General features: G+C 69.4%; 5 protein-coding genes and 1 pseudogene. 5 read left to right on the forward strand and 1 reads right to left on the reverse strand.

What is annotated here, in order from left to right; translation table 11 throughout:
- Position 1 precedes the first annotated feature (1 nt).
- Both T398_RS18265 and T398_RS18270 read left to right on the forward strand, forming a co-directional pair.
- Entirely contained in the window at positions 2 to 859 is an 858-nt protein-coding gene (locus T398_RS18265; RefSeq protein ID WP_496448488.1) for a methyltransferase domain-containing protein, read from the forward strand.
- A 91-nt stretch (positions 860 to 950) separates the two neighbouring features.
- Entirely contained in the window at positions 951 to 8093 is a 7143-nt protein-coding gene (locus tag T398_RS18270; protein ID WP_496448489.1) for a thioester reductase domain-containing protein, read from the forward strand.
- A 166-nt stretch (positions 8094 to 8259) separates the two neighbouring features.
- Here T398_RS18270 and asnB read toward each other — a convergent pair whose 3' ends face one another.
- On the reverse strand, positions 8260 to 10221 hold the full coding sequence (gene asnB / locus T398_RS18275) for an asparagine synthase (glutamine-hydrolyzing) (RefSeq protein ID WP_496448490.1): 1962 nt from the start codon (positions 10219 to 10221) through the stop codon (positions 8260 to 8262).
- Between the two features lie 120 nt (positions 10222 to 10341).
- On the opposite strand from asnB, the gene T398_RS18280 reads away from it, so the two are divergent.
- The 3 genes and pseudogenes from T398_RS18280 to T398_RS18290 all read left to right on the forward strand — a co-directional run.
- A complete protein-coding gene (locus T398_RS18280) occupies positions 10342 to 11820 on the forward strand; it encodes an aminopeptidase P family protein (protein ID WP_496448492.1) in 1479 nt (492 codons plus the stop codon).
- Positions 11821 to 12102: 282 nt separating this feature from the next.
- The gene (locus T398_RS18285; RefSeq protein ID WP_496448494.1) at positions 12103 to 13761 is read left to right on the forward strand and encodes a right-handed parallel beta-helix repeat-containing protein; all 1659 of its coding nucleotides are present in this window, start codon (positions 12103 to 12105) and stop codon (positions 13759 to 13761) included.
- A gap of 344 nt (positions 13762 to 14105) precedes the next feature.
- Positions 14106 to 15073, forward strand: a pseudogene (locus T398_RS18290) (hypothetical protein); the annotation flags it as partial.

Here is a 15073-nt window from a genome sequence, read left to right on the forward strand (position 1 = left end):
CATGACTGGGGAGCGCAACCTTACCGCCCAGGTCCGGGACGCCTACGACAAGTCCGCTGACCAGTACGACTCCGCGGGCCAACTCATCTTCCACCCACTGGGCAAGATGGTGGCCGACCGGCTGGAGCTGACCCCGGGTGAGCGGGTGCTCGACCTCGGCTGCGGCCGGGGCGCCTGCCTGTTTCCCATCGCCGCCCAGGTCGGTCCCGAGGGTTTCGTGCTCGGCATCGACCAGGCGCCCGGCATGGTGGAGGCGTGTGCGGCCGACCTTGCGGCCCGCGGACTGGCCGACCGGGCACAGGTCCGGCTCGGTGATATCCAGAGCTTCACCGTTGACCAGTCCTTCGACGCGATCAGCGCCGGTATGGTCCTGTTCCTGCTACCGGCGCCGCAGCAGGCGTTGACCGCTGCCGCGGCGGCGCTGCGCAGCGGTGGACGGCTGGTCGCGACGACCTTTCCCACGAAGAACGGCCGACTCGCCGCCGGCTGGGAGTCGGCGGAGATTCTGGCCGAGGTGCTGTCCGCCCATCTCCCGGAGGGCGTGGACGATCCGTGGCGGCTGGTGCTCGGTCTCGACGGACCGCTGGTCTCCGAGGAGTCGACCGCCGCAGCGGTGCTGGCGGCGGGCTTCTCCGATGTCGAGATTCAGCACGTACCAGCGAGGTCCCGATTCGAGTCGATCGACGACTACCTCGCCTGGACCTGGACGGTCACCCCGCGCATGCAGTGGGAACTGGTACCGCCGGAGCGACGGACCGAGGCGACCGATGCGGCCCGGACCGCGTTGCGGAGCCTGGCGGGCTCCGACGGTTCGCTGGAGTTCTCCTGCCCGACCCGGACGATCCGCGCCCTTCGTTGACCGGCGCCCTTCGTTGACCGGCGCCCTCCGTTGACCGGCATCGTCCGCCCACCCCCACCCCCCAGAGTACGAAGCCGAAAGGTACGAAGACATGCGTAGCGAGTTGATCCGACCGCTGTCCGAGCTACTCGGCGGACACGCCGCCCAACGCGGAGACAAGATCGCCTTCGCCGACGGTAAGCGTGGCGTCAGCTACGCCGACCTCGATCGGCGAACCGCTCGACTGGCCGGACACCTGGCCGCCCTGGGGTTGGCGACCGGTGGGCGAGCCGTGATCCTGATGGGTAACAGCGTCGAGGCGGTGGAGAGCTGCCTCGCGGTGATCCGGGCCGGCGGCATCGCGGTACCGCTCAACCCACAGGCATCCACGGCGGAGATCGACTATCTCCTCGACGACGCCGAACCGACGGTCATCGTGTGCGACCCGGCCCGCTTCGACCAGGTGGACCGGCGGCACCGCCCGGATCAACCAGCACGGATCATCTGCACCGGCGAGGCCGCGGCGGCGGAGCTCGCCGCGGCAGCAGCGGTGAGTTACGAAGAGCTGATGGGCACCGAGCCGAGCGGACCGGTCCCGGACGAGGCCCCACTGGACGACCCGGCGTGGATGCTCTACACGTCCGGGACCACCGGCCAGCCCAAAGGGGTGCTGTACTCGCTGCGCAGTTCGCTGTGGCTGGTGGCGGCGGGCCATGCGCCGGTGCTGGGGCTGTCGGAGCAGGATCGTCTGTTGTGGCCGATGCCGCTGTTCCACGGGCTCGGGCAGAACCTCTGCGTGCTGGGGGTTACCGCGGTCGGCGCGAGTGCGCGGCTGATGAGCGGCTTCGCACCGTCCGAGGTCCGCGACCTGCTGCGCGCGGAGGCCATCACCTTCCTGGCCGGGGTGCCGACCACCTACCACTACCTACTGGACCAGGGCGTCGACGCCAGCACCGGCCGCTCCGCACTACGACTCGGTTTCGTGGCGGGATCGGCGAGCGGCGCCGCGCTGGGCAGGCGCTTCGAGGAGACGTTCGGTGTTCCCCTGGTGGACCAGTACGGGTCCTCCGAGACCGGCGCCATCACCTCGAACCGGCCGTTCGGGGAGCGGATCCCCGGTTCCGTCGGGCCGCCGCTGCCCGGCGTGGACATCCGCCTGGTCGACCCGGACACCGGCCAGGACGTGCCGCCCGGAAGGGAGGGCGAGGTCTGGGTCGCCGGACCGAACCTCATGCTCGGCTACCACCGGCAGCCCGATGCCACCGCCGCGGTCCTGCGCGGCGGCTGGTACCGCACCGGGGACCTTGGGCGACGGGACGCCCTGGGACACCTGACCCTGACCGGCCGGCGCAAGGAGCTGATCATCCGTGGGGGCGAGAACATTCACCCCGTCGAGGTCGAGGAGGTGCTGCGTACCGCCGCCGGGGTCGCCGACGTGGCGGTGGGCGCCGAATCGCACGACGTGCTCGGTGAGGTCCCGGTGGCCTATCTGGTGCCGGGCCCGGAGGGCGTGGACGCGGCGGCGATCCTCGCGCACTGCCGGCGACTGCTCTCCTTCTTCAAGGTTCCGGACAAGCTCTACACCATCGAACGCGTCCCACGGACCAGTACCGGCAAGGTCACCCGACACCTGCTGGCGGCGGCGAGCCCCCAACTGCTGGCCGTCGCCAACCCGGACGGCGAGCCCGACGAGGCCGGGCCGATCGACGGTACGGAGTGGGCAGCACAGTTGCGGGAGCTGCCGCCGAGCGAGCGAACCCGACACGTCCTGGAGCTGGTTCGCGCCGAGGTGGCCCGTACCGTGGGGCTGGACACCCCGGGTCAGATCCGGCCCGACCAGCCCTTCGTTGACCTCGGGCTCGGCTCCCTCGCCGTCGTCGGGGTTGGTCGGCGGCTCTGCGCGCGAGTCGGACTGCAGCTGCCGGCGACCATCGTCTTCGACCATCCGACGCCTGCCGCCCTGGCGGCCCGGCTGGTCGCCGAGGTGAGCGGAGCGCACACACCGGCCACCCCCACCGCTACTCCGGAGCGGGCCGGCTGGGCCAACGCCGACGAGCCGATCGCCATCGTCGCGATGGCCTGCCGCTTCCCGGGCGAAGTCGAGGATCCAGACCAGCTCTGGACGCTGATCGCCGAGGGACGGGACGCCACCTCGGAGCTCCCGGAGGACCGGAACTGGCCGCTGGACACCCTCATCGACCCGGACCCGGACCATCTCGGCACCAGCTATGTGACCCGGGGTGGGTTTCTCGCCGACCCCGCCGGCTTCGACGCCGCCTTCTTCGGGATCAGCCCGCGGGAGGCCACCGCGATGGACCCACAGCAGCGGATCCTCCTGGAAATCGCCTGGGAGGCGTTCGAGCGGGCCGGAATTGATCCCACCCGGGTGACCGGTTCGCCGACCGGTCTCTTCATCGGCACGAAGGGGCAGACATACAGTTCCCTCGCCACCGCAGCCTCGGAGTACGAGGGCTACCTGGGCTTCGCCACCTCGGGCAGTGTGCTGTCCGGCCGCGTCGCGTACACCCTCGGGTTGGAGGGTCCGGCCATCACGGTGGACACCGCCTGCTCGGCGTCGTTGGTGGCGCTGCACCTGGCCTGTCAGTCGCTGCACTCCGGGGAGTCCCGCCTCGCCCTCGCCGGTGGGGTCACGGTGATGGCCACCCCCGACGATCTGATCACGTTCAGCCGGCAGCGCGGCCTGGCCGCGGATGGCCGGGTCAAGGCGTTCGCCGCGGCCTCGGACGGCACCGCCTTCGGCGAGGGTGCGGGGGTCGTGCTGCTGGAACGCCTCTCGGACGCGCGCCGGGCGGGACGGAAGGTACTCGCCGTCATCCGGGGCAGCGCGGTCAACCAGGACGGCACCTCGAACGGACTCACCGCCCCCAACGGCCAGGCCCAGCAGCGGTTGATCCGGCAGGCGCTCGCCGCCGCCCGGCTCGGCCCCGCCGACATCGACCTGGTCGAGGCGCACGGCACGGGAACCGCGCTCGGTGACCCCATCGAGGCCGAGGCGATTCTCGCCACCTACGGGCAAGGGCGTGCGCCGGAGCAGCCGGTCTGGCTCGGATCCATCAAGTCCAACATCACCCACACCCAGGCCGCTGCCGGTGCTGCCGGTCTCATCAAGGTCGTGCAGGCGATGCGCCACCGGACCCTCCCGGCCACGCTCCACGTCGACCAACCATCGCCGCACGTCGACTGGACCTCCGGCCAGGTACGCCTGGCGACCGAGCCGCAGCCCTGGCAGGTGACGGGCCGGCCCCGGCGGGCGGGGGTCTCCGCCTTCGGGATCAGCGGCACCAACGCGCACGTGATCGTGGAGGAGAGCCCGGTTGAGCCGCCGGTGTCGGCGAGCGTCGCCGAGCACCGGAGCCCCCCCGTCGTTCCCTGGTTGCTCTCCGCCAAGTCGCCGGTGGCGCTGCGGACGCAGGCGGCCCGGCTGGCCTCGATGACGCGCTCCGCGCCAGAGCTCAGCCCGGCGGCCGTGGGCCGCGCGCTGGCTCGCTCGCGCGCCGGTCTGGACCATCGGGCGACCGTGGTGGGTACGGAGACCAAGCAACTCCTGGCGGGCCTGGAGGCCCTCGCCTCGGGTACGCCGTCGGCCGCGCTGACGAAGGCACGCGCGGTGCCCGGTCGGGCCGTGGCTGCGCTCTTCACCGGCCAGGGCGCGCAGTACCAGGGCATGGGCCGGCACCTCTACGACAGCTTCGACGTCTTCGCCGACACGCTGGACGAGGTCTGCCGCTATCTGGCACCGGAGGTACGGTCGGCCCTGCTGACCCCCGCCGAGGCGACGGACGACGAGTCGATCCACCAAACCGGTCTCGCCCAGCCGGCCCTCTTCGCGCTGGGGGTCGCCCAGTTCGCCCTGCTGCGTTCCTGGGGGGTGCACCCGAGCGTGCTCGCCGGACACTCCATCGGCGAGCTCACCGCGGCACACGTGGCCGGGGTGCTCTCGCTGCCGGACGCGACCCGCCTGGTCAACGCCCGGGGTACCCTGATGCAGGCGCTGCCTCCGGGCGGGGCGATGCTCGCGGTCAAAGCCACCGAGGAGGAGCTGCTGCCCCTGCTCGCCGGGGAGCAGGCGCGGATCGGAATCGCCGCGATCAACGCACCCCGGTCGGTCGTCGTCTCGGGCGACGAGGAGGCCGTGGCCTCGCTCGCCGCCCGGCTGGCCGAGCACGGGCGTCGGGCCACCCGCCTCCGGGTGAGCCATGCCTTCCACTCCGCTCACATGGATCCCGTCCTGGACGAATTCCGTGCCGTCGCCGAGTCGCTGACCTACCAGCGACCGAGCATTCCCATCGTCTCCACCGCCACCGGCGCGGCCGCAGGTGCGGAGCTACTCACCCCGGACTACTGGGTCGGGCAACTCCGCCAGCCGGTTCGCTTCGCACCAGCGGTGGACGCGATCCGTAGGCAGGGGACCGACACCTTCGTCGAACTCGGTCCGGACGGGGTACTGACCGCATTGGTGCGGGAGACCCTCGGTGCGGACGAGCACCACGCGGTGTCGTTGTGCCGTCGCGGCCGGTCGGGCGCCGAGGTCGCAGCTCTGGGCGCCCTGCACGCCCTCGGTCTCCCGGTGGAGTGGGAGGGTTTCTTCCCACCAACCGGCGGACCCGAGGTGGACCTGCCCACCTACCCGTTCCAACGACGGCGCTACTGGCTCCCACCGGCCGCCGTGTCGCCGCCCACCAGCCCGGGCCCGGCCCGCCGCGAGCTGGTTGGTGGGGCCGGCTCGTCCCGCCCCCCAGCGGCGGCTACCCAGCAGTCCTCCGGCACCACGCCCCCGGCGGGCGCCACCCCGGCAGCCGACGGCGCGCAGTTGGCGGGCGCCATGCTCGCGGCCCGACTCGGCGCGCTGGACGAGGAGGAGCAGTTCCTGGACCTGGTCCAGACCGTCAAGACTCTGGTCGCCGCCGTACTCGGTCACGCGGACCCGGACGAGCTCGACCCGGACGAGTCCCTGCTGGATCTGGGCTTCGACTCGCTCACCGCGGTGGAGCTGCGCAACCAGATCCGGGACCTCAGTGGGGTCAACCTCCCTGCTTCGCTGGTCTTCGAATACCCCACCGTGGCAGTCCTCGCCGATCACCTGCTGAGCCGGGTGCTCCGCCCGGCCGCCGCCGATGAGGACCGGGTGGACTTCGCCGCCGAGGTAGCCCTGGCCGCGGACATCGTCTGCGCGGACGAGGTCCTCACCGCCGCCACCGAGCCCCGCGAGGTCCTCCTCACCGGAGCGACCGGCTTCCTCGGCGCGTTCCTGCTCCGCGACCTGATGCGGAGCACGAACGCCGTGGTGCACTGCCTCGTTCGGTCCACCGACGAGAAGCCGGCGCTGGACCGGCTGCGGGACAACCTCCAGTGGTACCAACTCTGGGACGAGATCGATCCGAGTCGGTTGTCCGTGGTGGTCGGCGACCTGGCCACTCCTGGGTTCGGCCTGTCGGAGCAGCGGTACGACGAGCTGTCCCGCCGGGTCGACGCGGTCTACCACGCGGCTGCCACCGTCAACGGTCTCTACCCGTACTCCTCGCTGAAGGCCGCGAACGTGACCGGCACCGAGGAGATACTGCGGCTGGCCGCCCGGCATCGCAGCGTTCCGGTCCACCACGTGTCGTCCACGGGGGTCTTCTCCGCCGAGGTCGTACCCGGGGTCGCCCTGAGGCCGTCCGACCCGCCGGGGCCCGCCACGGCCCTCTCCTCCGGGTACCGACAGACCAAGCTGGTCGCGGAGCAGATCATCGAAGTCGCCCGGGAACGCGGATTGCCGGTGTCGATCTACCGGGTCGATGAGATCTCCGGCGACTCGGAGCTGGGCCGCTGCCAGACGCACGACTTCGTCTGGCTGAGCATGAAGGGCATCCTGCAGGCGGAGGCGGTTCCGGCCGACCCGGCCGGAATCTTCCACCTCGTGCCCGTCGACTACGTCAGCTCGGCGATCCTGGGGTTGTCCCGGAACCCGGCCGCCGTCAACCGCAACCACCACCTCGCCAACCACACGCATCTGCCGTTCGCCGAGATGATGGACGCACTGCGGACGCGCGGCTATCGCCTCGACGAGTTGGGCTGGGACCCCTGGGTCAGGCGGGTGCGGTCCAACCCCGAGAACTCCATGGTGGCGATGGTCGACGGGTTCGAGTCCACCATCTACAGCGGACGTAATCACTACCTGACGGTCGACACCGCCGAGACCCGCGCCCTGCTGACCGGGACCGGCATCGACTGCCCGGCCATGACCCAGGACCTGTTCGAGAAGTACGTCGACTTCTTCGTCCGGGTGGGCTACTTCCCGCAGCCCGGCGCACACCCGGCGGCGCCCTCCGCCGGCGGTCGCCTCCACATCCGGCCGGCAACCACCGCCGACCTGCCGCGGTTGGCCCAGATCTGCTACCAGGCATTCGAGGACACCAACGCCGCGCTGGGTCTACCACCCGAATGGTCCTCCGAGCAGGCGGTGCTGGAGATGCTCCAGGGGCGACTCGCCTCCCCGAGCTGCGTGTGTGAGGTGGCGGTCGATGCGACCGGAGCGGTGGTGGGCTCCAACTTCCTGGTGCTGGGTGAGGAGGTGGCCGCTGTCGGACCGTTGAGCGTCGCCCCCGACACGCAGGGAGGCGGGGTGGGCCGGAAACTGATGGAGTCCATGATCGCCGCCAGCGACCGGCTTGGCTGGCACTCCGTGCGCGGCGTCCAGGTCACCAACAACACGTTGGGCTACCGGCTGTACTCATCGCTCGGCTTTGTGCCGCAGGAACAGCTCTCCCTGATGGTGGGGTACGCCCCGCCGACTCCCGGCAACCTGGCGGGGTTCGAGGTGCGTCCCATGACCGAGGCGGATGTTCCGGGCTGCCAATCCCTGTACCGCAAGATCAACGGTCACTCCCGGGACAGCGAAGTCCACATGGCCGCCAAGCGGGCCTTCGAGTGGTCAATGCCGTACGTGGTGCTGGACAAGACCAACGGGGGGCTCGCCGGCTACACCACCGGCCTGGCCGACCTGGGTCACCTGACGGCCACGTCAGAGGCGGCGGCGTGGGCGCTGTACGCCGGGGCGGGTGAGCTGATGCGCCGCCAGGATCCCGATGGCCCGGCCCCCCGGCTGCGCATCCCGGGGCGGCTGGCACCAGACCTGCTCAGCTGGGCCGCCCGCACCCGCGGGATCGCACTGCTCCGCCTGGAGACGTTGATCTCGCTGGGTAGCTACACCACACCGGAGGGCGGGGTGTACTGCCCAGGGCTGTCCTACTGAGACCGGTCCCGGCTGGTCGGTCCGCTGACCGTCGTGGCCTCGCGGAGGGAGGTCAGCTCGGCCCGGGAGGTCGTCGGGGCGGCTCGTTGAGCCGCCCCGACGAACCCACGCTAAGCCGGCCGGCGCCGCGGTAACACCCGGGCGTTGACCCGTGGCTCCGCAGCCCTCAACGGACCATACTGCCGACGACCGGCTTCGTCAGCAGGGCCGACTGGTTGCGCTGGATGCCCGGGTCCAGCGTCTTGGCGACGAAGATCGCATGCCAGATGCAGAAGATCAGCACCGTCCAGACCTTGCGGGAGTTGTCGGCCTCCTCCCGCTTGTGCTCATCGAGCAGCCGCAGCGCGTACGGCAGGTCGATCAGGTCACCGGCGCCGGAGGTGGCCAGCAGGTGCCGGGCCCACTCGTACATCTCCCCCCGCAGCCACACCCGGGTCGGGGTCGGGAAGCCCAGCTTCCGGCGGTTCACGATGGCCGGCGGGACCACCCCCTGCAGCGCCTGGCGCATCGCGTACTTGGTGGCGTCGGAACGCGGGGGCAGCCGCAGGTCGACCGGGATCTTCGACGCCACGTCGAAGACCGCCCGGTCCAGGAAGGGCACCCGTACCTCCAGCGAGTTCGCCATCGAGATCCGGTCGGCCTTGACCAGGATGTCGCCGCGCAGCCAGGTGTAGAGGTCCACGTACTGCATCTTGGTGACGTCGTCGAGTTCGGTGCACTCGGCGTAGATCGGGGCGGTGATGTCGGTATAGCGCACCGAGGGGTCATAGCGGCGTAGCAGGTGCTGCTTCTCCTCCTCGGTGAACATCCGGGCGTTGCCGTAGTAGCGTTCCTCGATCGGGGTGGTGCCGCGTTCCAGGAAGCTCTTGCCCTTGACCCCCTGCGGGATCGCCTTCGACACCGCCCGCAGCCCCTTCTGCACGCCGTCGGGCAGGCCGTTGACCGAGCTCAGCGAGAGCGGTTCCCGGTAGATGGTGTAGCCGCCGAAGAACTCGTCGGCGCCCTCACCGGAGAGCACCACCGTGACGTGTTCGGCGGCCTTGCGCGCCACGAAGTAGAGCGGCACCAGCGCCGGGTCGGCGACCGGGTCGTCCAGGTGCCAGACGATCTTCGGCAGCGCCGCCATCATGTCCTGCGGCCCGATCTTGGTGGGAATGGTGGTGACATCGAGGTGCCGAGCCGACTCCTGGGCCACGTCGATCTCCGAGTAGCCGGGCACGTCGTAGCCGACCGTGAAGGTCAGAATATTCGGGTTGAACTCCCGGGCCAGCGCCACCACCGCGGTCGAGTCGATCCCGCTGGAGAGGAACGAGCCGACCGGGACATCCGACCGCATGTGAATCCGGACGCTGTCCCGCAACGTCTCCCGGATCTCGTGGTAGAGCTTCTGCTCGTCCGGCACCGGAGCCGGCCGGAACATCGGCTGATACCACCGACGGGCATCGATTCGACCGCCCGGCGACCAGGTCAGGTACTCCCCCGAGCCGATTCGGCGGATTCCCTGGTGCAGGGTGCCGGGCTCCGGCACGTACTGCAACGTCAGATAGTGGCTGAGGCTGGCCGTGTCGATGCCGGCGTCACCCTGGTAGTTGGCCGGCGCGAACGGCAGCAGGGCCTTCTTCTCCGAGGCGAGGTAGAGGCCGTCGGCCGTCTCCAGGTAGTGCAGCGGCTTGATCCCGAAGTAGTCGCGCGCACCGAAGGCACGCCGCTCCTGCCGGTCCCAGATCACGAAGGCGAACATCCCCCGCAGCCGGGTGAGCACCTGCTCACCCCAGTGGTGGTAGCCGGCGACGATCACCTCCCCGTCACCGGAGGTGGCGAACTGCGTCCCGTAGTCGCGGGCCAGCTCCTCCCGCAGCTCGATGTAGTTGTAGATCTCGCCGTTGAAGGTCAGCAGGTAGCGCCCGTTCGCGTAGGGCAGCGGCTCCTGACTGGACGCCACATCGATAATCGCCAACCGCTTGTGGGCGAAGACGCCATCCGCGTACTGGCCGGATGCGTCGCCGACCACTTCCACGCCGGTCTCGTCCGGGCCACGATGGTGCAGGCACTCCAACGCGTTGGCGATGTGGTCGCGGTGAGCCGCGGCGTCTCCGCGCGCGCTGAAAAAGGCTAGGAGTCCGCACATAGTTGTCATCTTTTCACGCCCTGGTGGCGGCCGTAGCGGCCGTCCGCGCAACCAGCTTCAGCCGCCGACCCGGCCCCGTCGGATACCGTCGGGACCAGCGACAACGCGAAGGGAGCGGAGATGACCGAGGAACGCATTCACCGCGATCCAGGGGGCACGGAGTCGCATGATCCGAAATTCCCGGCGGCGCTCCTGGCGTTCATGCGGCAGGGCTGGCGGGACAGTGCGCTACCGGTCGTCCCGCACCCGGCGGCGCCCAACTACGCCAGGCGCCGGGCGGCCCTCTCCGCGGCCTTCCCGGGCGAGACCCTGGTGATCCCCACCGGCGGCGAGCAGGTACGCGCCAACGACACCGCCCACCGGTTCCGTCCCGGCAGCGACTTCGCATACCTGACCGGCGACCACGAACCGGACAGCGTACTCGTACTCCGTCCGACCGGCTCCGGACATGAGCCCCTCCTCTACCTGCGGCCCCACGCGTCCCGGCAGACCGACGAATTCTTCCGGAGTCGGCACGGCGAGCTGTGGCTCGGCCGGCGGCCCACCCTTGCGGAGAAGTCGAGTGAGTTGGGCCTGCCCACCGCCGACCTCGCGGACCTGGACGCCGCCCTGGCCGACCTCGCCCCGGCCCGGACCCGAGTGCTGCGCGGCTTCGACGCCCGGGTCGACGCGGCCCTGCGCCCGTACGGCGGCCGGCGGGAGCGGGGACAGCCGCCCCGCGACCAGGAACTGGCCAGCGCGATCTCCGAGCTACGGCTGGTCAAGGACGAGTGGGAGATCGCCCAGCTCCAGGACGCGGTGGATGCCACGGTGCACGGCTTCGAGGATGTGGCCCGGGTACTCCCGGCCGACCGCGGGGTTTCCGAGCGGCTACTCGAGGGCATCTTCGCGCTGCGGGCCCGACATGACGGGAACGACATCGGTTACGGCTCGATTGTCGGCGCTGGCGAGCACGCCACGATCCTGCACTGGGTGCACAACCACGGCACCACCCGCCCGGGTGACCTGCTGCTGATGGACATGGGCGTGGAAAACGACCACCTCTACACCGCCGACGTGACCCGGGTGCTCCCGGTGAGTGGCCGGTTCACCGCGCTACAGCGTCAGATCTACGACATCGTGTACGCCGCGCAGCAGGCCGGCATCGAGTTCATCCGGCCGGGCGTGGCGTTCAAGGAGGTGCACCTGACCTGTATGCGGGTCCTCGCCGAAGGTCTGGCTGAACTGGGCCTACTGCCGGTCAGCGTGGACGAGGCGATGGACGAGAGGTCGGCGGTATACCGACGGTGGACCCTGCACGGCTTCGGGCACATGCTCGGCATCGATGTCCACGACTGCGCGAACTCGCGCAGTGCGGCGTACCGCGACGGCACCCTGGGCGAGGGCTATGTGCTCACCGTGGAGCCGGGCCTGTACTTCCAGCCCGAGGACGAGTTGGTGCCGGAGGAGCTGCGCGGCATCGGCGTCCGGATCGAGGACGATGTCCTGGTCACGGCGAACGGCACGGTGAACCTCTCCGCCGGACTCCCCCGGACCGCTGGCGACGTGGAGACCTGGCTGGCTGAACAGCGGGAGGCGGGACCCCGTCTGCCGGGCTAAACCTCGACGACCACGCTTCGGCCCCGCCGCTGGGCCGGGGACCGTACGGTCCCCGGCCCAGCGGCGGGGCCTTTCGTCTAGGTGGCCTCCTTTTGGAGCCGCCCGGCGCCAGCTGCGCTAGCCGCCCCAAGATGAGCTGAATGCGGGGATTTTTCGGATACATCCTCTCCATGAAACATCTTCCCATACGGTGGTCATCGGAGGCTGCAACCGTTTTGTAGCAGTTCGCGCCACCTTCGTTCGGTGCGGACCGTCTGGTAGTCGAAAGGGCGGAATGCTCTGATGTCCATTGACACAACAACTCCTTACGGCGGGAACAACGCCGACCCCCCGAACCGGGGACGGCGGACACTGTGGGTCGCCGCCGGTGTCGTTGGCCTGACCGGTGTCGTCGGGTTGGCCGCCCTTGGTGGGGTCGCCGCTCGAGACAACGAGACGCCCGAAGACGCCGGCCGGGCGGAGGCGCAGGCCAACATCCAGCAGAAGGTCAGCGACGCCGGCCCCGCCGAGGCCAGCCCCGCCGAGGGCGGCGCGGTCAGCGACAGCCAAGGCCAAGGCCAAGGTCAAGGCCAGTGGGGCGGCGGCGACAACCAAGACCAAGGTCAAGGCCAGTGGGGCGGCGGCGACAGCGGCCGAGAGGAGCACCGGAACACTGCGGACCACGCGAAAGCTGTCCCGTGCAACAGCGACAAGCTGATCCAAGCAATCGTCCACGCCAACCAGAACCGCGGCGGCGTGCTGACACTCGCCAAGGGCTGCACCTACGAGCTGACCCGAGGCGAGCACGGTAACGGACTGCCGGTGATCAAGGAACCGATCGTTCTCGACGGCTACGACACCACGATCGCTCGGGCCGCCAACGCCGCGCACTTCCGGATCTTCAACGTCGGGCGCGATGGTCACCTGACCCTCAAGGGCATTACCGTCAAGGGCGGACAGACGACGCCCCGCTGGGCTTACTCAACGCCCGAGGCGCTGCCATCGCTCGACCTCTCGATGACGCGGGAAGCTACTCAGGCAACCGAGCAGGCGGCAGTTGGATCAACAACCACCGGTACGGCGGTCAGCCGCTATGGCGACGGCGACGGCGCGGGAATCCTGGTCCAACGTGGTGGCAAGGCCGACATCGAGAAGAGCTCGATCGTGCTGAACCACGGCCGCAACGGCGGGGGCGTCGCCAACTACGGCACGACCACTATCCGGGACTCCGCAGTCGAACGCAACAGCGCCACCGAGTTCGGCGGCGGCGTCTTCAGCACCGGCATCCTACGGATCGAACGCTCGAAGATCGAACAGAACAACGCTCGCCATGGTGGCGGCGGCTTCGCCAACGGTTCGTTCAAGCCCGGCGCCAAGGGAGGAACCGTCTGGGTATGGAGTAGCACGATCAGCCACAACCAAACCCGAGGGCTGGCCGGCGGCATCCTCGACCGCTCCGGCAACACGAGTGTTACCCGTAGCGAGGTCACGGACAACACCGCAGGGCGGGATGCCGGCGGCATGCTCGGCGTCGACAAGTCCAGGTTGTACCTGGAACACGTGAAGATCGAACGGAATGTCGCCACGGACGTTGGGGGAGGCCTCGCGGTAGCCAACAACTCCACCGCGGTCGTGGAGGAGAGCGTACTCAAGGAGAACGTCGCCGAAGGCGCGGGCGGCGCTGGGCTGTTCAACGTAAATGCCTTCGTGACCCTGCGGAAGAGCGAAATCGTCGGCAACCGGGCGGTCGGCCCCTTCGCGGTGGGCGGTGGCGTGGTCAACGACTACGGCCAGGTATCCCTGATCCAGAGCACGGTGACCGAAAACTTCGCCACCACACCGCCGGGCGGCATCTTCACGACGAACAACGGAGTCAAGATCGACGAGAAGTCCGCGGTCAAGAAGAACCGGCCGACGAACTGCATGGGCAGCCCGGTCGTTCCGAAACGCTGCTTCGGATGAGTCACCCCTGAATGCACCACCACATAGATCGGGCTCCTCCGGCCGGGTGCGGCCGGAGGAGCCCCGCATCTGGCCGAACGTGCCGGAGCACGCTATCCGACCGGTAAGTCCCACTCTCATCCTCTAGATCACCTACCAGGGCACATAGGGGCAGTTACGCGTAATGAAAGTGGACGTCGCAATCTGTCCCCTGCAAGCCGAATGTGGGCTTCTTTCATAAAAGCCCTCGAGGTGAGAATGATTCCCATACGGTGTTTCTGGGAGCTACAACCGATTTGTAGTAGGGACACTCGCTCTCGAGCGAGGCGCCCCTGTCTGGTATGAGGAGAGGGTAGAGAGCTCCAATGTCCAACTACCAAGATCCAAACAGCGCCGCCGGCCCGGAGGCCGCGTCGAAACGACGACGCAAACTCTGGCTCGCCAGCGGCGTCGCCGGCCTCACCGGCGTGGTCAGCATCGCCGCAGTTGGTTTCACCGGGGCCGGAGCCGGCGCCCGGGACCTGGCCCGGAACACCGCTCAGATCACCACAAACGAGCAGGCAGCCGACGACCGAGGCACGGGCGGCGAGGGCGACTGGGAAGCCAACCACAGGGGCAGCTGGGACGGCAAGCAAAACAAGGAGAACGCCGGGAAGAAGCACGGGAAGGAGGTGCCCTGCAAGACCGACAAGCTGATCCAGGCGATCATCTACGCCAACAGCAACCAGGGTGGCGTACTCAAGCTGGCGAAGGACTGCACCTACACGCTGACCCGGTCCGACGGCTACGGCAACGGCCTGCCGATCATCAAGGAACCGATCACGCTTATCGGGCAGAACACCAAGATCGTCCGGGATAGCCAGGCCGAGTTCTTCCGAATCCTCAACGTCGGCCGGGGTGGACATCTAAAGGCCCAGGGCCTGACCATCAAGGGCGGAAAGACCCTTGCGGACAAACGGGGCCCGAACAGCCCTGAGGCGATGTGGTCACGCTTTTCGAACTCGGTCGCGGCGGGAGAGGCTGCAAAGGCGGGCCAGCCCTACCTACCGCTGTTCCAGGGCGAGCCACAGGCTGCGGGAGCCGACACCACGACCCCGGCCGCCACGGCCAACCCCACGGCGAACACGGAGACCCCCGTCGACACAGCAGGACCAGCACAGTGGTCAGGCGACGCGGTGACCGGAGACGCCAGCACTAACGGGGACGCCACCACGGACGATGTCACGAATGTGGACGCCGCCGCCACCGACGAGGCCACCACCGACGACACCGTCGCCACGGACGAGGCCACCGCCACGGACGAGGCCACCGCCACCGACGACACCGTCGCCAC

It is taken from the genome of Salinispora goodfellowii (assembly GCF_059570675.1).